Genomic DNA, 20,968 nt, shown 5'->3' with positions numbered 1-20,968 from the left:
AACGTCCCTCGCTTCCGTAAGTTCTTCCCCACGGCTTTCGTTTGGCGGCCTGACGTCCGCGCCCGTCCGGCCATGGAGCGCAAATCGACACAGACCCTAGGGGAGTGGGGCCAAGATGTGGATCACGGATTGGACCGCCCGCGCCGCCTGCCGTAACGCGGACCCGGACGCTCTGTTCGTGCAGGGTGCGGCGCAGAACCGGGCCAAGCTCATCTGCCGCGGTTGCCCGGTGCGGACGGAGTGCCTTGCGGACGCGTTGGACAACCGGATCGAGTTCGGTGTCTGGGGTGGGATGACCGAGCGCGAGCGACGGGCGCTGCTGCGGCGGCGGCCGGACGTGCGGTCGTGGCGCGACCTGCTGGAGACCGCCAAGGAGGAGTACGAGCGGTCGGCGGACGCCGACGAGGAAGAGCTCGTCGCGAGCTGACGGCCCGTCGGGCGGCCCCGGATCCGGTGCGGATCCGGGCCATGCGGCATTGCAACGGACACGGCGGCGGGCCCGCACCGATCATCGGTGCGGGCCCGCCGCCGTGCACGTCCCGATCGGGTCCGTTCCCCGCGTGATGCGGTGAACTGCTATTTCGGACGACCGAAATTGAACGGTCGGGAACGGCGGGTGCGCGCCATCCGGCGATCGCCGCGCCCGGTCGTGTTCGCGCATGTCGCTGCGTTTGCCGGATGGCCTCGGGTGCGTGCGATGAACGGTCGGCTCGTCCGTCCGGTGGCGCCTTTTCGGTCGCCGAAGTGCATTGCGGACGACCGTTCCGTTCGTCAGTGCGGGTACTGGAGCGGCGGTCGGAAGCGCGGCAGGTCCGCGCGGAAGTCCGCGATGACGGAGTGGATCTGCCGCATCAGCGAGGTGCCCTCCAGCCGGTCGAGGTACAGGGAGCGGCGGGCGAGGCCGTCCAGGTCGACGGCGAAGTACATCGCCATCAGCGGGTTGATGAACAGCTCCCCGCCCCGGGTGCGGTCGGTGAAGCGGACGTCGCCGAACAACCCCCGGACGGCCGCGGCGATCGACCCGTTCACGATGCTGGGACGCGACGGCGTCGACGCCTGCGCGTGGTCCACGGCGTCCAGGTAGAGGGCCGCCTCCCGGCTGTCGAACGGGATGGACACGGCGCCCAAGTACGCGCCGTCCCGGGAGAGGGCCGCGAGGTTCTCCAGAACCTGCGCGTGGTTCACGCCGTGGTAGGCGTCCACACCGAACCCCAGGCAGACGACGAGTTTCTCTGCGACGTCCAGGCCGTGCACCGCCGCGAGGCTCGCCATGTCCTCCTCGGGCGTGCCGAGCCCCGCCTCGTCGCCGCGCATCAGGATGTCGGTGCCGCCGTCCACCAGGACGATCGCGTCCAGCTCCAGCTTCTCGACCAGGTGCGCGTAGGCGGCGCGCAGCGGCCGCACGCCGACCTTGGGGAACGCGTGGACGGTCGAGGGGAGCCCGTGGCGGTCGAGCCAGCGGGCCAGGGCGCCCTCGGGGAAGTACGGGTCGCGGCCGGGGGTGGCGGGCGTGACGGTTGCGACGTCGGCCTCGGCCCAGGCGTCCAGCGGCAGGCCGTCCAGGGAGCTGAACGACAGGTTCGCGAGATGCACCTCCTTGCCGTCGTCCCAGAGGGCGAGGGCGAGGGGCAGCCCGGCGTAGACGTCGAAGCCGCCTCCCGCGCCGGCCACCAGAATGCGGCGCGCGTCGCGGAGGCGCGTGAACAGCGGAGGTTCCTTGAGGGAGAACACGCCGCGAACCTAGACGAACGAGACACCCTCCGGCCCCCGGTTTTCGATCGGGCGCCGGCGTCGCGGAACGGGGTCAGGCGGCGGACTCGTGGTCGCGGGCCGCCAGGTCCTCGCCGACGAGGCGCAGGCCGTCCAGGTCGTGGACGTCCTCGGCCTGCGCGGGCACGGCCGTCACCGGGACGGCCGGGTGCGTGGAGGCGAAGTTCTCGCGGAGGCGCTCCTCGCGGGCCGCGAGCTGCATGCGGTCGGAGTGCAGCCGCAGCAGCGCCGCCGTGAGCGCGTGGTCGCCGCGCTCCTCGAGCGTCTCGGCGGCGGCGAGGCTGCGGGCGGCCGACAGCCCGTCCGCGGCGGACTCGTGCACCCGGTTGACGACGAGGCCCGCGAGCGGCATCCGCTCCTCGGCCAGCCGCTCGATGAAGTAGGACGCCTCGCGCAGCGCGTCCGGCTCCGGCGCGGCCACGACGAGGAACGCGGTGCCGGGCGTCTGCAGCAGCTGGAAGGTCTTCTCGGCGCGCTCCTGGAACCCGCCGAACACCGTGTCGAACGCGGCGACGAACGTCTGGACGTCGCGGAGCAGCTGGACGCCGATGACCTTGTTGACGACCCCGGTGAACATGCCGAACCCGGCGCTGATCACCTTGACGCCGAAGCGGCCGCCGGTCTTCGCGGGCGCCGCGAGCATCTTCATGAACCGGCCGTCGAGGAACCGGCCCATCCGCTCGGGCGCGTCGAGGAAGTCGAGCGCGTTCCGCGACGGCGGGGTGTCGACGATGATGAGGTCCCAGGCGCCGGACCGGTGGAGCTGGCCGAGCTTCTCCATCGCCATGTACTCCTGCGTGCCCGACAGGCTCGAGGAGAGCGACTGGTAGAAGGGGTTGGCGAGGATCTGCTTCGCGCGGTCGGGATCGGCGTGCGCCTCGACGATCTCGTCGAACGTCCGCTTCATGTCGAGCATCATGGCGTGCAGCTCGCCGTCGCCGTCGATCTCGATCTTGCGGGGGTTGTTGTCGAGCTCGCTGAGGCCCATCGACTGGGCGAGCCGCCGCGCCGGGTCGACGGTGAGGACGACGACGTCGCGCCCGCGCTCGGCGGCGCGGACACCGAGCGCCGCGGCGGTCGTGGTCTTGCCGACGCCGCCGGACCCGCAGCAGACGATGATCTTGGTGCGCGGGTCGTCCAGCAGCCGGTCGACGTCCAGCGCGGGCGGGGTCTTGGCGGTCGGGCTCATCGTCGGCTCGTCTCCCTCATCCCGCTCATGCCGTGCTCTCCGTGGCCACGCCCCCCGGTGGGCGGCATGAGCTCGCTCCGCAGGCTCCGCTCCCTCATGCCGTGTTGTCTGTGGGGGGACGACCCCCCACGCCCCCCGGTGGGCGGCATGAGCTCGCTCCGCAGGCTCCGCTCCCTCATGCCGCGCCCTGTTCTCGCAGCGCCGCCGCCAGGTCGTACAGGCCGGCGAGGTCCATGCCGTCGGACAGCAGCGGGAGCGTGTAGCGGGGCCGGTCGATGGACTCCAGGCGCTCCTTCTCGCGGCGCTGCAGGGCGGTGCGGCGGGCGTGCTCGCCGGCCTCGGCGGCCAGCACCCCGGCGACGGCCTCGGCGTCGCGCTCCAGGCCGGCGGCCTTCACCCCGCGGACGATCTCGTCGATGTCGAGCTCGCCGGCGGCGGCGCGGGACCGGTCGTCCTCGGACAGGACGGGCGTGTGCTCCATGTTCACGATGACCGCACCGATCGGGAGGCCGACCGCCTCGAGGTCGCGGATGCCGTCCATCGTCTCCTGGACGGGCATCTCCTCCAGCAGCGTGACGAAGTGGACGGCCGTCTCGGGGCTGCGCACGACCTTCATCACGGTGTCGGCGTGGTTGCGGACGGGCCCGACCTTCGCGAGCCCGGACACCTCGTCGTTGACGTTGAGGAACTTGGTGATGCGGCCGGTGGGCGGGGCGTCCATGACGACGGCGTCGTAGATGAACGAGCCGTCCTTCTTGCGGCGGCGCACGGACTCGCTCGTCTTGCCGGTGAGGATGACGTCGCGCAGGCCGGGGGCGATCGTGGTGACGAAGTCGACGATGCCGAGCCGGGTCATGGCCTTCCCGGCGCGCTTGAGGTTGTAGAACATTTCGAGGTACTCGATGAGCGCCTCTTCGGTGTCGACGGCGAGCGCGTGGACGTCCCCGCCGCCCGGCGCGACGGCGACGCGGCGCTCCTCGTACGGGAGCGGCGGGCAGTCGAAGAGCTGGGCGATGCCCTGCCGGCCCTCGACCTCGACGAGCAGCACCCGGCGGCCGCCGGCGGCCAGCGCCAGGGCGAGTGCGGCGGCCACGGTGGTCTTGCCGGTGCCGCCCTTGCCGGTGACGACGTGCAGGCGCACCCCGTCCCAGTCGGTGTCTCTCGCGCTCACCCGATCGACCATATCGTTCGTCCGCCGCGAGCTTTAGAGGCCGTCGCGTCTCATGCAAGTGATCCCTGACACGATGTGCCCCCCGCTCGGGATTCGCGTGCGAACCGTTGTGTTCCGGCGTGCCCACGGGGTTAGCTGGGAAACGTGACACCGGCTCCCGGGCCGGCTCGTCCGGACGGGTGCGCCCGCACCCGGCGGTCCGGACGGCGTCGCGGGCTCCCGGGGGGCGGCCCCGCGGGAGAGAGGTGCCCGAAAGATGGAAGCGATCATCCTTATTGTGCTCCTGGGCATCGCCGTGGTCGGGCTGATGGTGGCGGGCTCGGCGATCCGGGTGGTGCAGCAGTTCGAGCACGGCATCGTGTTCAGGTTCGGCCAGGTGCAGCGCGGCGGGCAGTTGCGGCCCGGGGCGGTGCGGGCGCCGGGGCTGACGGCGATCGTCCCGGTGGTCGAACGGATGCAGAAGGTCAGCCGCCAGACGATCACGATGGACGTGCCCGCCCAGGAGGGCATCACCGAGGACAACGTGAGCGTCCGCGTGGACGCCGTCGTCTACTTCCGGGTGATCGACCCGGTGAAGGCGATCGTGAACGTCCAGAACTACGGGTACGCCGTGTCCCAGGTCGCGCAGACGTCGCTGCGGTCGGTCATCGGGCAGGCGGACATGCAGGAGCTGCTCGGCGAGCGGCAGAAGATCAACGCCAAGCTGCGGTCGATCATCGACGAGATCACGCAGGACCCGTGGGGCATCCTCATCGAGCGGGTCGAGATCAAGGACGTGTCGCTGCCGGAGGGCATGAAGCGGTCGATGGCGCGGCAGGCCGAGGCGGAGCGGGAGCGGCGGGCGCGGATCATCGCCGCGGACGGCGAGTTCCAGGCGTCCAAGCGGCTCGCCGCCGCCGCGGAGATCATGTCGCAGGACCCGGCGGCGCTCCAGCTGCGGCTGCTGCAGACGGTCGTCGACGTGTCCGCCGAGAAGAACAGCACGCTGATCATGCCGCTCCCGGTGGAGGTCCTGCGGTTCTTCGACAAGATGACGAGCGACGCGAAGAAGACCGTCGAGGAGGAGCCGCGGGAGAAGCCGGACCTCGGCGAGCGGCTCGCGAAGGCCGAGCAGGAGCTCGCGAAGGCCGCCGAGGCGTCGTCCCCGGCGCTGGAGTCGCCCGAGGACGTCCCGCCCGTGATCGGACTGGACGAACCGGGCCGCGCGCGCACGGAAGGGCGTCAGGGCATCGCGGGCGGCGAGCCGGGCGCGACGCCCGCGACGGGGGCGCCGGAGGGCGAGCGGCGCGACCCGCCGCTCGACTGAGCCGTCGGTGCGGCGGGCGGTGCGTCGCCGCGGACGATGTCCGGTCCGACGGCGAGCAGCGCCGACGGCGTGAGGCCGAACGTGGCGTGGAAGGTGCTGCTGAGGTGGGACGGGCTGGAGAAGCCCGCGTCGACGGCGGCCCGGGTGAGGTCGTGGCCCTCGGCCAGCAGCGCGGCGGCCCGCAGCATGCGCGCCCAGATCCGGTAGCGGCGGAAGCTCGTGCCCGTCTGCGCCTTGAACAGGTGCAGGAACCGGGAGACGGACAGGCCCGCTTCCGCGGCCAGCTCGCGTGCCGTCAGGGCGGACTCCGGGGCGTCGAGGAGCCGCCGGGTGGCCGCGCGGACGCGTTCGTCCGATCCCGTTGGGGACGGGGCAGGGGCGGCGCGGGCGAGCCAGAGTGCGCCGTCCGCCGGGTTCCGTTCGTCCAGTCGGTGGGCCAAGCGCACTAGGTCCGCCTCCTGCCGGTGGGTGTGAGCCAGGACGTCGCCTTGGGGCATCTCCGTCCGGCACGCATCGGCGTACGGGGAGGCGGGGTCGAGGTAGCAGAACACCATGCGCTCCCCGTGGGCGATGAGGCGGTGCGGGAGGCGCGGCGGGACGAGGACGCTGCGCGCGGTCAGGTCCGGTCGTCCGGGGACGTGGACGGTGACGGGCGCGTCCACGCCCACGGCGAGGCAGGCGACCGAACCCGAGTGGACCCCGAGGCCGAGCGAGGGGCCCGCGTACAGGGCCTGTCCCGGCCACAGCCAGAGCCCGGCGCGGGAGCACGTTCGTGAAAGCGCGGGCACGGGACGGCGGCACATCCTTTCGGCGACGGGTCCTCGGACCGGGCCCGGAGCCTAGCCGAGTGGAGGTCCCGCCGTGCCCGCCGCCGTTTCCACCGCAGTGATCGTGGTCGTCGCCCTGTTCTTCCTCGGGATGGGCGTGTACGGGCTGGCCGCCCCGGGGGCGCTGATCCGGCCGTTCGGGATCGCGCTGCCGTCCGGGACGGCGCGGGCGGAGGTGCGCGCGGTGTACGGCGGGTTCGGCGTCGCGACGGGGGCGCTGCTGGTCGCGGCGGCGGCCGATGCGGGCGGCGTCCGGTCCGGGGCGGTGCTCGCGGTCGCGTGCGCGCTCGCCGGGATGGCCGGCGGACGGCTCGTCGCGCGGGCGTTCGACCGCTTCGGCGGCTTCTATCCCGGCTGGTTCTACTTCTGGGTCGAGGCGGTCGCCGCGGCCGGGCTCGTCGCGGCGCGCTGAACGGCCCGCCGGGCGGCCCGTGCGGCGGTGGGTTCGCGGGGCCCCGGTGCAAGCAGATCGCTAGGGTGATTGCCATGAAGAAGTGGGAGTACGCGACCGTTCCGCTGCTGGTGCACGCCACCAAGCAGATTCTCGACAACTGGGGCCAGGACGGGTGGGAGCTCGTCACCGTGCTGCCGGGCCCGAACCCGGAGAACCTGGTGGCCTACTTCAAGCGGGAAGTGCAGTCCTAAGCCCGTACGCGGGCGAGTCGAGGAGGGAGTGGCGATGAGCACACCCGAGGAGCGGATCACCGAGCTCGGGCTGGAGCTGCCGGAGGTCGTGCCGCCGGTCGCGTCGTACCTGCCGACGGCGCGGACGGGCTCGCTCGTCTACACGGCGGGGCAGATCCCGCTGGTGAAGGGGGAGCTGGGCGCCACCGGCAAGGTCGGCGCGGAGGTGAGCGCCGAGGAGGCGAAGGCGCAGGCGCGGATCTGCGCGCTGAACGCGATCGCGGCGCTCAAGGCCGAGGTGGGCGAGCTGTCGCGGATCACGCGGATCGTGAAGGTCGTCGGGTTCGTCGCGAGCGCGCCCGACTTCTACGGCCAGCCGGACGTGGTGAACGGTGCGAGCGACCTGCTGGGCGAGGTGTTCGGCGACGCCGGACGGCACGCGCGCAGCGCGGTGGGCGTCGCGGCGCTGCCCCGCAACGTGCCCGTCGAGGTCGAGCTGATCGCCGAGGTCGCCTGACGGACGTCCGGACGCCGGACGGGCCCGTCGGGGAGAACGCTGCTCTCCTCACCCGGATGCTGACTTCGGGTTGACGGAACGGCATTCGGTATGTCCGAATTGGCCGCCATGAGGATCACACGGCCGGCGAGGCGACGGTGAACGGGCTGAAGCTGCCCGCGGAGTTCGTGGGGCGCATCGAGGACATCGAGGCCGGACGGGCCGCGCCCCCGCCCGCGCGGGACGCGGCGACGGTCGTGGTGCTGCGCGACCACGACCGGCACGGCCTCCAGGCGTTCATGCTGCGCCGGGTGCGGTCCATGGCGTTCGCGCCCGGCGCCTACGTGTTCCCCGGCGGGTCGGTCGACCCGCGCGACGGCGAGGCGTCGCTCGCGTGGTCGGGCCCGCCGCCGTCCGCGTGGGCGGCGGCGTTCGGCGCGACCGAGACGGTGGCGCGCGAGCTGGTGTGCGCGGCCGTCCGGGAGACGTTCGAGGAGACGCTGGTGCTGCTCGCGGGCCCGACGCCGGACACGGTCGTCGACGACACCCGCGGGGACGCGTGGGAGGCGGACCGGCAGGCGCTGCTGGATCGTTCCCGGTCGTTCGGCGGGTTCCTCGACAAGCGGGGCCTGGTGCTGCGGTCGGACCTGCTGCGCCCGTGGGCGCACTGGATCACGCCGAAGATCGAGCCGAAGCGCTACGACACCCGGTTCTTCGTGGCGGCGATCCCGGACGGGCAGCGCGCGCGCGACGTCAGCACGGAGGCCGACCAGGTGGCGTGGGTGCGTCCGGCGGAGGCCGTGGAGCGCGGGTGGGCCGGCGAGTGGATGATGCTGCCGCCGACCCTGGCGACGCTCACCGAGCTGGCCGAGTACGAGACGGTCGCGGACGTCCTGGCGGCCGAACGCTCGATCAACGTGTACGAGCCGACGGCGGAGATCGTCGACGGGGAGGCGTTCCTGGTGCTGCCCGAGGACGTCGCGCACTTCTACCCGACCGGGTGACGGGGCCGTCGTGGGCGGCCGGGCGCCGTGGTCGGGCGCGGCCCGCGCGCGGCTGACGCGGGCCGCCGCGCTACGGCTCGCGGGGACGTCCGCGCTGCGGCGCCTGGACCGGCTCGGGTGGAACCCGGCCGGTCGTCCCGCCCGCGTCTCAGGCAGGATGGGCGACATGACCGAGATCGACGGTATGGGAACCGAACGAGCGTTCTGCGTGCTCGCGCCGAATCCGTCCTCGATGACCCTCGACGGCACGAACACGTGGCTCGTCCGCGACCCGGACTCCGCCGAGGTCGTCGTGATCGATCCGGGGCCGAAGGACGACGTCCACCTGCGGCGCGTCGTGCGCACGGTCGAGTCGTGGGGGGCGAGGGTCGGGCTGGTCGTGCTCACGCACGGGCACCCGGACCACTCCGCCGGGGCCGAGCGGTTCGCCGAGCTGGCGGGCGGCGTGAACGTCCGGGCCCTCGACCCCCGGCACCGCCTCGGCGACGAGGGGATCGTCGAGGGGGACGTCATCACGACCGGCGGCGTCGAACTCCACGTGCTGGAGACGCCCGGGCACAGCCACGACTCGCTGACGTTCTGGCTGCCCGCGGACGGGGCCGTCCTGACCGGCGACACGGTCCTCGGGTACGGGACGACCGTCGTGGAGGGGCGGCTCGGGGACTACCTGGGCTCCCTCGACCGGCTGCGGACGTTCTGCGCGGACCGGGAGGCGGCGACGATCCTGCCGGGGCACGGCCCGAAGCTGGACGATCCGCTGGCGGCCCTCGACCACTACATCGACCACCGGCGCGAGCGGCTCGCGCAGGTCGAGGCGGCCGTGGCGGCGGGCGCCCGGACGGCGCGCGACGTCGTGGAGGTCGTGTACGCGGACGTCGACAGGACGCTGTGGCCCGCGGCGGAATGGTCCGTGCAGGCGCAGCTCGACTACCTGGACGAGCGGCGCTGACGCGGCGCGCGGACCCGGTGCGGCGCGCGGGCCGAGAACGGCCCGCAGGGCGCGGACGGCGGGCGGGCCGCCGGACGCGACCGGCCGGTCGCCGCGGTCGTCCGCCGCGGACCGGCCGGTCCCCTCACTTGGAGCGCTTGCGCAGCCGCTCGATGTCGAGGATGACCACCGCGCGGGCCTCGATCCGCAGCCAGTTGCGCTGCGCGAAGTCGGCGAGGGCCTTGTTGACGGTCTCGCGGGACGCGCCGACGAGCTGCGCCAGCTCCTCCTGCGTCAGGTCGTGGTGCACGTGCAGGCCCGCCTCGGACGGCTGCCCGAAGCGCTCGGCGAGGTCCAGCAGGGCCTTGGCGACGCGGCCGGGGACGTCGGTGAACACCAGGTCGGCCATGACGTCGTTGGTCTTGCGGAGCCGCTGGGCCAGCGCGCGCAGCAGCTGCACGGCGACCTCGGCGTGCCCGGTCAGCCACGGGCGGAGCTGGTCGTGGCCGAGCCCGGCCAGCCGGCACTCGGTCACCGCTATGGCGCTGGCGGTGCGCGGGCGGGGGTCGAACAGCGACAGCTCGCCGAACATCTCGCTGGGGCCGAGGACGCTCAGCAGGTTCTCCCGGCCGTCCGGCGCCGTGCGGGTCAGCTTGATCTTGCCCTCCACGACGACGTACAGGCGGTCGCCCGTCTCGCCCTCGTTGAACAGCGTCTGGCCGCGGGCGAGCCGCACCTCGGTCACGTTGGCGCGCAGCGCCTTGGCCCCCTGCTCATCGAGTGCCTCGAAGAGCGGGGCTCTGCTCAGAACGTCCACGTCGCGGTCGGTCACGCTTCTCCTCCTCGAAACACCAACATGCATAGTGTGACGTACGTCCCACCGCGTACGTGAAGGCAGGGCCACGGCGCGCCGTAACGCGGGGGCGTCACTTCGCGGGATCGTCACCACGACCCTGTTCGCCCAGTGTACGGACACCCGGGTGAATGCCATCACACCGGTCTCATCGCACTTAAACGGGCGTGCGGGTGCCGCCCGTCCGGCCGTCCGGGGCCTACCCTGGCGGCATGGCGACGAAAGCGGCCCGACCCTCCGGCGGACGGTCCTCGGACGCCCGCGCCCGGCCGCGGCCCCGGCGCGCCGGGCGGCGCGGGCCGGAGACCCGCCTCGGACTGGTGCGCCGGGCGCGGCGGATGAACAGGATCCTCACGGAAACCTACCCGGACGCGCACTGTGAGCTGAACTTCGGGACGCCCTTCCAGCTCCTGGTCGCCACGGTCCTGTCCGCCCAGACCACCGACAAGCGGGTGAACCTGACCACCCCGGCGCTCTTCGCCAAGTACCCGACGCCCGAGGACCTCGCCGCCGCCGACCCCGAGGACGTCGAGGCCCTGCTGCGGCCCACGGGGTTCTTCCGCGCCAAGACGAAGTCGGTGATGGGGCTGTCCGCGGCGCTCGTCGAGCGGTTCGGCGGCGAGGTCCCCGGACGCCTGGACGACCTCGTCACGCTCCCCGGCGTCGGCCGCAAGACCGCGAACGTCGTGCTCGGCAACGCGTTCGACGTCCCGGGCATCACCGTCGACACGCACTTCGGGCGGCTCGTCCGCCGGTTCGCGTGGACGGAGGAGACCGACCCCGACAAGGTCGAGCGGGAGATCGGCGGGCTGTTCCCGCGCAAGGACTGGACGATGCTGTCGCACCGGCTGATCTGGCACGGGCGCCGCATCTGCCACGCGCGCCGCCCCGCCTGCGGCGCCTGCCCGCTCGCCGACCTGTGCCCGGCGTTCGGCGAGGGCCCCACGGACGTCGAGACGGCCGAGGCGCTCGTCAAGCCCGGCCCGTTCTCGTGACCGCCCCGCCCGCGCCCGGGGGGCGGGCGGGAAGCAAAACGGCCGACACGGAGTTGAGATCAACGTGACCGAGATCGCCTCCTGCCCCGACTGGCTCGACCGTTTCCGCGCCAACGCGGTGCGGCTGCCGGTGCCGCCGCGGTTCCGGCCGGCCCCGGACGCCCGCGCCGCCGCCGTGCTGATCCTGTTCGGCGAGGGACCGGACGGCCCGGACGTGCTGCTCACCGAGCGGGCCGCGACCCTCAACAAGCACGCCGGCCAGCCCGCCTTCCCCGGCGGCCGCATCGACCCCGAGGACGACGGCCCGGTCGCGGCGGCGCTGCGCGAGGCGTGGGAGGAGGCGGGCGTCGAGCCGTCCGGCGTGGACGTGCTCTGCACGCTCCCGGAGCTGTACCTGTCGCGCAGCCGGCACCGCGTCACGCCCGTCGCCGGCTGGTGGCGCGAACCGTCCCAGATCGCCCCCGGGCATCCCGGCGAGGTCGCGACCGTCGCGCGGGTGCCCATCGCCGAGCTCGTCGACCCGGCGAACCGGCTGACCGTCCGGCACCCGTCCGGGCTGAAGCTCGGGCCCGCATTCAAGGTCGGCGGGATGCTGGTGTGGGGGTTCACCGCGGCGCTGCTCGGCGAGGTGCTGGCGGCGGGCGGCTGGGACCGCCCGTGGGACGCCGGCCGCGTCGAGGACCTGCCGCAGGACGTCCTCGACCTCGCCTCCCGCGGCTGACCTGCGCCGCCGCGCACGGCCGCGGGCCGCGGCGCCCGCGCCGTCCGTCCGCGCCGTCCGTCCGCGCCGTCCGTCCGCCGAGCCGCAGGTCAGCGGGCCGCGGCCGGGAGGGGCACGGTCGGTGATCGTTCCGTATCGCCCCAGGTGGTCACGCGGGGCGGGGGAAACTGGTCCGGCGAGGGGACGTGAGAAGGCGACCTCGGGCTATACGGTGAAGCGGTGCTGGACGACCATATGCTCGATCTGATCCTCCTCGGGCTCGTCGTGCTGTTCGGCGTCTCGGGCTACCGGCAGGGTTTCATCGTGAGCCTGCTGAGCTTCGCGGGCTTCGTCGGCGGCGGCGTCGCGGGGGTGCTGATCGCTCCCCCGATCGCGGAGTCCGCGGTGGACGGGGCGGCGCAGCAGGCGCTGCTCGCGATCGTCGTCGCGTTCCTGTCCGCGACGTTCGGGCAGCTCATCGCGTCGTCCGCGGGGGCCGTGCTCCGCAACCGGGTCACCGGGCTGAACGCCCGCACCGCGGACGCGGTCGGCGGCACGTTCGTCAGCTCGCTGTCGCTGCTGATCGTCGCGTGGTTCTTCGGCAGCCTGGTCGCGAACTCGGAGTTCAAGCCGGTCCGCACCCAGGTGAAGGGCTCGTCGATCATCAACGGGATCGACGAGGTGATGCCCGGCCAGGCGCACACCTGGTTCACCTCGTTCCAGGGCTTCGTGAAGAACAGCGAGTTCCCGCAGGTCTTCAACGGGCTCGGCGGCGAGTCGGTGGTCGAGGTCCCGCCGCCGGACGACGCGGTCCTGGCGACCGGCGGGCTGCGGGACGCCCGCAACAGCATCGTCAAGATCGTCAGCACGGCGCCGCAGTGCCAGCGCCGCATCGAGGGCACCGGGTTCGTGTTCGCGCCCGACCACATCATGACGAACGCGCACGTCGTCGCGGGCGCGCGCGGGCCGTCCACCGTGGCGAACCGCACCGGCGAGACCGCGAAGGGCGAGGTCGTCCTGTACAACCCGAGCCGCGACATCGCCGTCCTGTACGTCCCGGGCCTGGACGCGCGCCCGCTCGACTTCGAGATGGAGGCCGAGGTGCGCGACAGCGCGATCATCGCGGGCTTCCCGAAGAACGAGCCGTTCAGCGCGAGCGCCGCCCGGATCCGCGCCCGGCAGACCGCCAAGGGGCCCGACATCTACCACACCGGCCAGGTCGCCCGGGAGATCTACGCGATCCGCGGCAAGGTCGAGCCGGGCAACTCGGGCGGCCCGCTGCTGTCCGCCGACGGAAGCGTCTACGGCGTCATCTTCGCCGCGGCGCTCGACACCCCCTCCACCGGCTACGCGCTCACCGCCGAAGAGGTCGCGGAGGACGCGCGCACGGGCGCGCGCGCCACCCGGCCGGTCTCCACCCAGAGCTGCTCCGACTGAACCCGTGAGCGCCCTACTGGGGCGTCACAGGGTGAGCTTGAGTTCGACCGGGCCGTCTTCGGGCGTGTCCACGAGCGCGCGAGCGCGCCGCACGACGCCTTGGACGTCGATCGCGTGCGGGGGGTCGGCGGCGTACGGCTCCAGCCGGTCCGCGGCGCGGCTCAGCAGGGCCCGCGCGCCCCGCGCGTTGCCGCGGCGCAGGTGGGTGACCCCCACGGCGACCTGGGCCAGCCCCCGCCACAGCTCCCGCTCCGGGTCCGGGGCGTCCTTCCAGGCGGCCTCCAGCACCTCGTGGGCGTGGAAGGGGCGGTCGTCGTCCAGGAGCCGCTGCGCCTCCCGCAGAGCCTCCGACGGCCGCATGCTGAGGTCGTCCGGCATGGTGGGGATCCCGGTCGCGCCGTGCGGCAGCGGACGCCCGTACGCGTCGCGGGGCCGCGCGTTGCGCGGGCGTCCCGATTCGTCCCGATCCCGCATGCCTCCACCGTACGCGCGCGTCTCGCACGTCCGGACGTCCGGGGCCGCGCGGCGCCCGGGGCACGGGGGCGGTCAGCGGTCGGGTTCCGGGTCGGCGAGCCAGCCGAGCAGGTGCGCGTCGAACTCCTCGGGCCGCTCCTGGTGGGGGAAGTGCCCCGCGCCCTCGATGAGCCGCCACCGGTACGGCGCCGCCACGTACTGCCCGGACCCCTGGGCGCTCTCCGGGAGGATGCACTTGTCCAGGGCGCCGTGCAGCTGGAGCGTCGGGGCCTGTACGGGGGCGCGCATACGGTGCGCGTAGCGGATGCCGTCCGGACGGGCCTGCGACCGCAGGAACCACCGGTGGTACTCGAGCGCGCTGTGCGCCACCCCGGGGATCTGCGCGGCCCGCCGGACGAGCCGTTCCGTCTGCGTGTCCGGCCAGTTCGGCCCGGACCACTCGTGCAGCAGCCGGCCGACGAGCGCGGCGTCGTCCCGCACCAGGCGGCGCTCCGGCAGGACCGGGAGCTGGAAGCCGAACGAGTGCCGCGCCGCCCACCCCTGCTCGCGCGGGCTCTCCCGGAGCGACCGCCGCAGCCGCAGCGGATGCGGGGCGCCGGCGACCGCGAGCCGCTGCACGATCTTCGGGTGGTAGACGGCCATCGTCCAGGCGAGCAGCCCGCCCCAGTCGTGCCCCACCACGATCGCGTTCGCCTCGCCCAGCGCCCGGACCAGCCCGGCGGCGTCCCCGGCCAGCGTCACCAGGTCGTACCCGCGCGGCGGCTTGTCGCTGCCGCCGTAGCCGCGCAGGTCGATCGCCGCCGCGCGGTAGCCCGCCGCCGGCAGCGACACGAGCTGGTCGCGCCACGACCACCAGAACTCGGGGAAGCCGTGCAGCAGGAGGACCAGCGGCCCCTCCCCGGCCTCGGCGACGTGGAACCGCGTCCCGCCCGCGCTGATCGCGCGGTGGGTCCACGGGCCGTCGACCTCGATCAGTGACGCGTCGTGCCCGGGCATGGCCCGTCCCCCTGCCTGCCTGCCCCGCTCAGTCCGTCAGCGCGGGGGTGTCGGAGCCGCCGCGATGGCGCAGCGCTCCGGGTGTGTCCTTCAACGTGCGGCGCGTCCGCTTCGCTCCCTCGATCTTGCCGATGAGGCGCTTGGCGATGAGGCCCAGCACGACGGCGAGCAGACCGTACAGGCCCGCGACGATCAGGAACGCCAGCCACGGCCAGATGTCCAGCTCGATCAGCCCGAACGCCAGCGAGATCGACAGCAGGATCACGATGATCCCGCCCATCACCGCGGCGATGACGAGCATCACGCCGCTGACCGCGCCCTTCTTCGCGTCCGACTTGAGCTCCATCTTGGCCAGCTCCATCTCCGCCCTGACCAGGTCGGACACGTTGCTGGACGCCAGCGCGACGAGATCGCCGAGGGACTTGTCCTCGACGCGCTCGCCCGGCGTTGCCTCGGACATATCGCTCTCTCCTTCCAGCGCCCCCGACTGCCACGGCGTCCCAGCCTGGCAGCCGGACGGCGCGTCCGGCCACCCGGTGTCACCGCGTCGTCCCGGCCGGTCGGCCCGGCCGGACGGCCCGGCGAGCGGGTCCGGCCGGTCGGCCCGGTCAGTCGGAGAGCTGCGCGCGGGCGCGCGTCCTCCTCCGGAAGACGACGGTGGCGGCCGCCGAGGCGAGCACGCTCGCGATCAGGACCGCAGTCGTCACTCTCTCCAATTGTGACGGGTCGGTATAGGCCAAACCGCCGATCAGCAGTGAAACGGTGAATCCCACCCCGGCGAGCATCGCGACGCCCGCGATCTCCCGCCAGTGCAGTTCCGCCCCCAGCGTCGCCAGGCCGAACCGCACGGCCAGCCAGGCCCCGCCGAAGACACCGATGAACTTACCGACCACCAGACCGACGATCACGCCCAGGGCGATCCGATCGGTGAACACGTCCCCGAGCGCGGACACGCTGAGCGTCACGCCCGCCGACAGGAACGCGAACACCGGCACCGCGAACCCCGCCGAGAACGGGCGCAGGAAGTGGTCGGCGCGCTCCGCGTTCGTCGGACGTCCGTCCGGGGACTCCCGCGGGCTGGTGAGCATCCCGAGCGCCACCCCGGCGACCGTCGCGTGCACGCCGCTGCGCAGGACGCAGTACCAGGCGAGGAGGGCCAGCGGCGCGTACAGCCACGGCGACCGGACGCCCCGGGCCTGCAGCGTCCCGAACACCGCGATCAGCGCGACGCCGAGGGCGAGCCAGCCCCAGTCCAGCGCGTCGCTGTAGAACAGCGCGATGATCGTGATGGCGATGAGGTCGTCCACGACGGCGAGGGTCAGCAGGAACGCGCGCAGCGGCGCCGGGCACGCCGAGAACGTCACCGCGAGCACGGCGAGCGCGAACGCGATGTCGGTCGCCGTCGGGATCGCCCAGCCCCGCGAGGCGCCGTCCGCGCCCGCGCTGACGATCAGGAAGAGGACCGCGGGGAGCACGACGCCGGCGGTCGCGGCGAGCACCGGGAGCGCGGCGTCGCGCGGGTTGCGCAGCTCGCCGTGCGTGAGCTCCTCGCGGAGCTCCAGGCCGGCGAGGTAGAAGAAGACCGCCAGCAGCCCGCCGGACGCCCAGTGCGCCACGTCCATGTGCCCGATGTTCAGCCAGTGCGGGCTGATCTCGAACTTCTGCAAGTCGTAGTAGGCGTCCGACCAGGGCGTGTTGGCCCAGACGAGCGCTGCCACGGCGGCCAGGAGCATGATGACGCCGCCGACCGTCTCCAGGCGCAGCGCTTTGGCGACCTGCCCGCCGTAGCGGACGGTGGGGCGGAACGGCCAGACCGCGGCCACCGGACGGCGCGAGCCGTCGGTGCCCTCGGTGCCGTTGGAGCGGGCGGAGCCGGTGGTGCGGTCGGGGCGCGTGGACGGGCGCGGCAAAAGGACTCCCGGAGCGGTGGACGGCATGATGAGAGCCGTCCCGCGGGGATGTCACGGGCCGGACCCTGCCGACCAGACTTCCCGGCACACCTTCCTGCACCTTACCCGCAAGATCTCCGACGAATCATCGTGAATCTGTGCGAAATCGCCCACATTCGACCATCGGGTCGACCTTGGGCGGAATCATCCGCGCCGGGCCGATCCGGGGCGAAGGGCGGAACAACCGGTGCGAAGGGCGGACGCGCGAGCGCGGGACGGACGAACGGGGCGCGGGTGCCCGCGCCTCGCTCGTCCGTCCGTCCGTGCGTCGGTCAGACCCTCCGGGAAGGGGTCAGTCGTCGGACTTGGCGCTCGGCAGCTTCTCGGAGATCAGGTCCATGACCGTGCTGTCGGCGAGCGTCGTGACGTCCCCGATGCTGCGGTTCTCGGCGACGTCCCGCAGCAGCCGCCGCATGATCTTCCCGGACCGCGTCTTCGGCAGCTCCGGCACGATCATGATCTGGCGCGGCTTGGCGATCGGCCCGAGCGTCTTCGCCACGTGGTCGCGGAGCTCCTTCAGGAACTCCTCGCCCTCGACGTCGCCGCCCGCGCTGCCGCGCGGGATCACGAACGACACGATCGCCTGCCCGGTCACCGGGTCCGTCGCGCCGACGACCGCCGCCTCCGCGACCTTCGGGTGCGACACCAGCGCCGACTCCACCTCGGTCGTCGAGATGTTGTGCCCCGACACCAGCATCACGTCGTCGACCCGGCCGAGCAGCCAGATGTCGCCGTCCTCGTCCTTCTTGGCGCCGTCGCCCGCGAAATACAGGCCCTCGAACCGCGACCAGTACGTCTTCACGTACCGCTCGTCGTCGCCCCAGATCGTGCGGAGCATCGACGGCCACGGCTCCTTCACCACCAGGAAGCCCCCGCCCCCGTTCGGGACGGAGTCGCCCTGGTCGTCCACGACGTCCGCGGCGATCCCCGGCAGCGGCCGCATCGCCGCGCCCGGCTTGCCCTCGGTCACCCCCGGCAGCGGGCTGATCATGATGCCGCCCGTCTCGGTCTGCCACCAGGTGTCCACGACCGGCGCCCGGCCGGCGCCGATGTGCTCCCGGTACCAGACGTACGCCTCCGGGTTGATCGGCTCGCCCACGCTGCCGATCACCCGCAGCGACGACAGGTCGTGCGCCGCCGGGATGTCGTCGCCCCACTTCATGAACGTCCGGATCGCCGTCGGCGCCGTGTAGAAGATCGACACCTTGTACTTGGCGATGAGCTCCCACCAGCGGCCCTGGTGCGGCGTGTCGGGCGTCCCCTCGTACATCACGCTCGTCGCGCCGTTCGCCAGCGGCCCGTACACGATGTACGAGTGCCCGGTCACCCAGCCGATGTCGGCCGAGCACCAGTACACGTCCGTGTCCGGCTTCAGGTCGAACACCGCGTAGTGCGTGTACGCCGTCTGCGTCAGGTACCCGCCCGTCGTGTGCAGGATCCCCTTCGGCTTACCCGTCGTCCCCGACGTGTACAGGATGTACAGCGGGTGCTCGGCGTCCACCGGCTCCGGCGCGTGCTCGTCGCTCTGCCGCTCCACGACGTCGTGCCACCACACGTCCCGCTCGTGGGCCGCGACCTCCTCGCCCGTCCGCCGGACGACCAGCACGTGCTCGATCGACGGCGTGTCGGCGACGGCCTCGTCCACCGTCGCCTTCAGCGCGGACGGCTTGCCGCGCCGGTACCCGCCGTCCGAGGTGATGACGACCTTCGCCCGCGCGTCGTCGATGCGGGTGCGCAGCGCGTCCGCCGAGAACCCGCCGAACACGACCGAGTGCGTCGCGCCGATCCGCGCGCACGCCAGCATCGAGATCGGCAGCTCGGGGATCATCGGCAGGTAGATCGCGACCCGGTCGCCCTTGCGGACGCCGAGCTCCAGCAGCGCGTTCGCGGCCTTGCTCACCTCGCGCTGCAGGTCGGCGTACGTGAGGGTGCGGGTGTCGCCCGGCTCGCCCTCCCAGTGGAAGGCGACCTTGCCGCCGTTCCCGGCCTCCACGTGCCGGTCGACGCAGTTGTACGCGACGTTCAGCTCGCCGCCCACGAACCACTTCGCGAACGGCGGATTGCTCCAGTCGAGGACCTGGTCCCACGGCTTGGACCACGACAGCCGCTCCGCCTGCCGGGCCCAGAAGCCCTGCGGGTCGGCGGCCGCCTCCTCGTAGGCGTCGGCCTTGACGTTCGCCGACTCGGCGAGATCGGCCGGGGGGGCGAAGCGCCGCGTCTCCTGCAACAGGTTCGACAGTGTCTCTTGGCTCTGGCTCAACGCAGTACTCCTCGCTTGCTGAGACGGGTCGCCCGGTATGCCCACTCCACCAGGAAGGTCCCGCTCTCACAAGCCGTGTTCCCGTGTGTCGAGGGCGCGGGCCCCGGACGCGCCCGCCCCCGATGCTCGCAGTGACGATCGACACACCCCACCTTCCCAGGTGGGGCGCCCCGGAACCGTACGCTCCCCGCGGGCCCCCGGCCCGCGCCGGGGGCGCCCCGGGGCGGCGTCCGGGCGGCGGCGGCCACCGCATAAGGTCGGGCCGTGACCGATGCCCTCGCACAAGTAGCGAACCTCCCCGGCGTGACCGACGCCGTGAACGACGCGCGCAAAGCCGTCGACCGGCTGCTCGGTCACCGGATCCTGCGCCGCCGCAGCGCCGACGTCTCCACCGAATCCGCGCTGCGCGGCGCGCGCGCGACGGCCGTCCTCGAGGGCGCCGCCGTCGACCTCGAGGTCCTGCGCACGACCGACGACCCCGGCGACCCGCTCGTCCACGGCGCGCTGCGCGTGTCCGCCGAACTGGGCTCGCTCGCCGAGACGTGGCGGCACGCGCCCCGGCAGGTCCTCGCGCGCCTGCACGTCCTCGCCGCCGCCGACGCGGTGGACGCCGCCGACCTCGGCCGCCCGCGCTCCGACGGCCGTCCGGTCACCGACGTCCTCGGGCTGGGCGACCCGCCGTCCCCCGCCGAGGTCGCGGCGCGCCTCGACGCGCTCAGCGGGCTGCTCACCGGGACGACGAAGGCGCCGGCGCTCGTCGTCGCGGCGGTCGTCCACGGCGAGCTGCTCACGCTGCGGCCGTTCGGCTGGGGCGACGGCCTCGTCGCCCGCGCCGCACAGCGGCTCACGCTCGTCGCGCGAGGCCTCGACCCGAAGTCGCTCGCCGCGCCCGAGGTCGGCCACCTCGAACTCGGCGACGAGTACCCGGACGCCCTGCGCGCCTACGCGTCCGGCACCCCGGACGGCATGACCGCCTGGATCCGGCACTGCTCGGCCGCCGTGGCCGCCGCCGCCCGCGACTCCCAGGCGATCTGCGAAGCGCTGATGCGCGGCTGATGTCCGTCGCGGGTGCGGGCGCGGTCGCGGGTTCGGGTGCGCCCGCGGGTGTGTCGGAGGCGCGTGTGAAGCTGGCTCAATGGCCGATCGCAAGGACGGACGTCCGGCCGCGCCCACGGAGAGCACGATCAGGGGCGCCGACTGGGACTCGCGCGACCTGACGGGCGAGGAACACGAACGCGTCCTGTTCCTGGACGTCGACATGACCGAGGCCCACGGGACGGGCGCGAGTTTCGTCGACTGCACTTTCCGGGGCGTCCGCTTCAATGTCTCCGCTCACACGGACACCGCGTTCATCAACTGCACGTTCGTTCGTTGCGGTTTCTTCGACTCGACGTTCGACGGCTGCAAACTTCTCGGCAGCATGTTCGACGGCTGTACGTACGACCTCATGAAGGTGCAGGGCGGCGACTGGTCGTTCACCGGCCTGCCGGGTGCCGACCTGCGTCGCGCGTCCTTCACGGACGTGCGTCTGCGGGAGGCCGATCTCACGGGTGCGCGCTGTACCGGGGCGACCCTTCGCGGTGTCGATCTTTCCGGTGCGTGGCTCCGGGCCGCGGACCTGTCCCGGTGTGATCTCCGCGGCAGCGACATTTCGACCGTCGATCCCCGGACGGTCGAGTTGGCGGGCGCGCGGATCGACCCGCACCAGGCGGTCGTGATCGCCGAATCGCTCGGCCTCGACGTCCGCTGAGGTTCCGGAACGCTCGTCCGCACCGTTCCCCGACACGACGAGCGGCGCCTCAGCGCGAGGCGCCGCCGCCAGTCACGTCACACCGGGTTACCAAGCGTGCACCTCGTATCCGTCGGATCGGGTCAAGCCCGTCTCGACGCGCCTCCCGCGGCTGGTCGCGCGTGGGTGCCCGGCTGCCGTGCCCGGACAGATGTCCGTACTTCTGGTGTACGCCCTGTTTGCCCAGTTGGCAAGGCCCA

General features: G+C 73.0%; 22 protein-coding genes. 12 read left to right on the top strand and 10 right to left on the bottom strand.

What is annotated here, in order from left to right; genetic code table 11:
• Window positions 1-115 precede the first annotated feature (115 nt).
• Window positions 116-427, top strand: coding sequence for a WhiB family transcriptional regulator (locus H505_RS0117040; RefSeq protein ID WP_026402964.1), 312 nt, complete (start codon window positions 116-118; stop codon window positions 425-427).
• Between the two features lie 344 nt (window positions 428-771).
• Here the strand turns inward: H505_RS0117040 and H505_RS0117035 are convergent, their stop codons facing one another.
• The 3 genes from H505_RS0117035 to bagA form a co-directional block, all read right to left on the bottom strand.
• Window positions 772-1,731, bottom strand: coding sequence for a DUF1152 domain-containing protein (locus H505_RS0117035; protein WP_026402963.1), 960 nt, complete (start codon window positions 1,729-1,731; stop codon window positions 772-774).
• A gap of 73 nt (window positions 1,732-1,804) precedes the next feature.
• Window positions 1,805-2,959: an ATPase BagB gene (gene bagB, locus H505_RS0117030; RefSeq protein WP_026402962.1), complete on the bottom strand. Its 1,155-nt coding sequence runs from the start codon at window positions 2,957-2,959 to the stop codon at window positions 1,805-1,807.
• Window positions 2,960-3,134: 175 nt separating this feature from the next.
• A complete protein-coding gene (bagA, locus tag H505_RS0117025; protein ID WP_026402961.1) occupies window positions 3,135-4,130 on the bottom strand; it encodes an ATPase BagA in 996 nt (331 codons plus the stop codon).
• 256 nt (window positions 4,131-4,386) lie between these two features.
• On the opposite strand from bagA, the gene H505_RS42415 reads away from it, so the two are divergent.
• Window positions 4,387-5,436, top strand: a complete 1,050-nt coding sequence (locus tag H505_RS42415) for a slipin family protein (RefSeq protein ID WP_084550364.1) — start codon at window positions 4,387-4,389, stop codon at window positions 5,434-5,436.
• Here H505_RS42415 and H505_RS42410 read toward each other — a convergent pair.
• Window positions 5,352-6,224 carry an AraC family transcriptional regulator gene (locus tag H505_RS42410; RefSeq protein WP_064743652.1) on the bottom strand — a complete coding sequence of 291 codons (873 nt, stop codon included), beginning with the start codon at window positions 6,222-6,224 and terminating at the stop codon, window positions 5,352-5,354. The two genes, H505_RS42415 and H505_RS42410, sit on opposite strands and share 85 nt — an antisense overlap.
• 73 nt (window positions 6,225-6,297) lie before the next feature.
• Here H505_RS42410 and H505_RS0117010 point away from each other — a divergent pair, with 73 nt between their 5' ends.
• The 5 genes from H505_RS0117010 (at window position 6,298) to H505_RS0116990 (ending at window position 9,336) form a co-directional block, all read left to right on the top strand.
• Complete coding sequence (locus H505_RS0117010; RefSeq protein WP_034518221.1) at window positions 6,298-6,675, top strand: DUF4345 family protein; 378 nt, start codon at window positions 6,298-6,300, stop codon at window positions 6,673-6,675.
• Between the two features lie 74 nt (window positions 6,676-6,749).
• A complete protein-coding gene (sp36, locus tag H505_RS49875; RefSeq protein ID WP_021591512.1) occupies window positions 6,750-6,908 on the top strand; it encodes a Sp36 family protein in 159 nt (52 codons plus the stop codon).
• A gap of 34 nt (window positions 6,909-6,942) precedes the next feature.
• A complete protein-coding gene (locus tag H505_RS0117000; protein ID WP_026402959.1) occupies window positions 6,943-7,404 on the top strand; it encodes a RidA family protein in 462 nt (153 codons plus the stop codon).
• A gap of 146 nt (window positions 7,405-7,550) precedes the next feature.
• Complete coding sequence (locus H505_RS0116995; RefSeq protein WP_026402958.1) at window positions 7,551-8,387, top strand: NUDIX hydrolase; 837 nt, start codon at window positions 7,551-7,553, stop codon at window positions 8,385-8,387.
• Window positions 8,388-8,553: 166 nt separating this feature from the next.
• Window positions 8,554-9,336, top strand: a complete 783-nt coding sequence (locus tag H505_RS0116990) for an MBL fold metallo-hydrolase (RefSeq protein ID WP_425248257.1) — start codon at window positions 8,554-8,556, stop codon at window positions 9,334-9,336.
• A 124-nt stretch (window positions 9,337-9,460) separates the two neighbouring features.
• Here H505_RS0116990 and H505_RS0116985 read toward each other — a convergent pair whose 3' ends face one another.
• Window positions 9,461-10,177, bottom strand: a complete 717-nt coding sequence (locus H505_RS0116985) for a Crp/Fnr family transcriptional regulator (RefSeq protein ID WP_051300786.1) — start codon at window positions 10,175-10,177, stop codon at window positions 9,461-9,463.
• Window positions 10,178-10,506: 329 nt separating this feature from the next.
• Between H505_RS0116985 and nth the strand changes: the two genes are divergently transcribed.
• From nth to H505_RS0116970, 3 genes are all read left to right on the top strand, one after another.
• Window positions 10,507-11,163, top strand: a complete 657-nt coding sequence (nth, locus tag H505_RS0116980) for an endonuclease III (RefSeq protein WP_425248256.1) — start codon at window positions 10,507-10,509, stop codon at window positions 11,161-11,163.
• A 64-nt stretch (window positions 11,164-11,227) separates the two neighbouring features.
• Window positions 11,228-11,884 carry an NUDIX hydrolase gene (locus tag H505_RS0116975; protein ID WP_034518219.1) on the top strand — a complete coding sequence of 219 codons (657 nt, stop codon included), beginning with the start codon at window positions 11,228-11,230 and terminating at the stop codon, window positions 11,882-11,884.
• A 234-nt stretch (window positions 11,885-12,118) separates the two neighbouring features.
• Window positions 12,119-13,300, top strand: coding sequence for a MarP family serine protease (locus tag H505_RS0116970; protein WP_026402953.1), 1,182 nt, complete (start codon window positions 12,119-12,121; stop codon window positions 13,298-13,300).
• A 24-nt stretch (window positions 13,301-13,324) separates the two neighbouring features.
• On the opposite strand, the gene H505_RS42405 is transcribed toward H505_RS0116970, so the two are convergent.
• The 5 genes from H505_RS42405 to acs all read right to left on the bottom strand — a co-directional run bounded on the left by H505_RS42405 (window position 13,325) and on the right by acs (window position 18,979).
• The gene (locus tag H505_RS42405; protein WP_034518216.1) at window positions 13,325-13,774 is read right to left on the bottom strand and encodes a DUF309 domain-containing protein; all 450 of its coding nucleotides are present in this window, start codon (window positions 13,772-13,774) and stop codon (window positions 13,325-13,327) included.
• Between the two features lie 72 nt (window positions 13,775-13,846).
• Entirely contained in the window at window positions 13,847-14,770 is a 924-nt protein-coding gene (locus H505_RS0116960) for an alpha/beta fold hydrolase (protein ID WP_026402952.1), read from the bottom strand.
• Between the two features lie 28 nt (window positions 14,771-14,798).
• Window positions 14,799-15,230: a phage holin family protein gene (locus H505_RS0116955; protein ID WP_026402951.1), complete on the bottom strand. Its 432-nt coding sequence runs from the start codon at window positions 15,228-15,230 to the stop codon at window positions 14,799-14,801.
• 148 nt (window positions 15,231-15,378) lie between these two features.
• Window positions 15,379-16,680 carry a Na+/H+ antiporter NhaA gene (nhaA, locus tag H505_RS42400; protein WP_245592545.1) on the bottom strand — a complete coding sequence of 434 codons (1,302 nt, stop codon included), beginning with the start codon at window positions 16,678-16,680 and terminating at the stop codon, window positions 15,379-15,381.
• A 331-nt stretch (window positions 16,681-17,011) separates the two neighbouring features.
• On the bottom strand, window positions 17,012-18,979 hold the full coding sequence (gene acs, locus H505_RS0116945) for an acetate--CoA ligase (protein WP_026402950.1): 1,968 nt from the start codon (window positions 18,977-18,979) through the stop codon (window positions 17,012-17,014).
• A gap of 264 nt (window positions 18,980-19,243) precedes the next feature.
• On the opposite strand from acs, the gene H505_RS0116940 reads away from it, so the two are divergent.
• Window positions 19,244-20,035 (top strand): Fic family protein, encoded by a 792-nt coding sequence (locus H505_RS0116940; protein WP_026402949.1) that lies wholly within the window; start codon window positions 19,244-19,246, stop codon window positions 20,033-20,035.
• A 79-nt stretch (window positions 20,036-20,114) separates the two neighbouring features.
• Window positions 20,115-20,729, top strand: a complete 615-nt coding sequence (locus tag H505_RS0116935) for a pentapeptide repeat-containing protein (protein ID WP_026402948.1) — start codon at window positions 20,115-20,117, stop codon at window positions 20,727-20,729.
• Window positions 20,730-20,968 lie beyond the last annotated feature (239 nt).

It is taken from the genome of Actinomadura rifamycini DSM 43936 (genome assembly GCF_000425065.1).
Lineage (GTDB): Bacteria > Actinomycetota > Actinomycetes > Streptosporangiales > Streptosporangiaceae > Spirillospora > Spirillospora rifamycini.
This window is presented reverse-complemented; position numbering and strand designations above follow the sequence as displayed.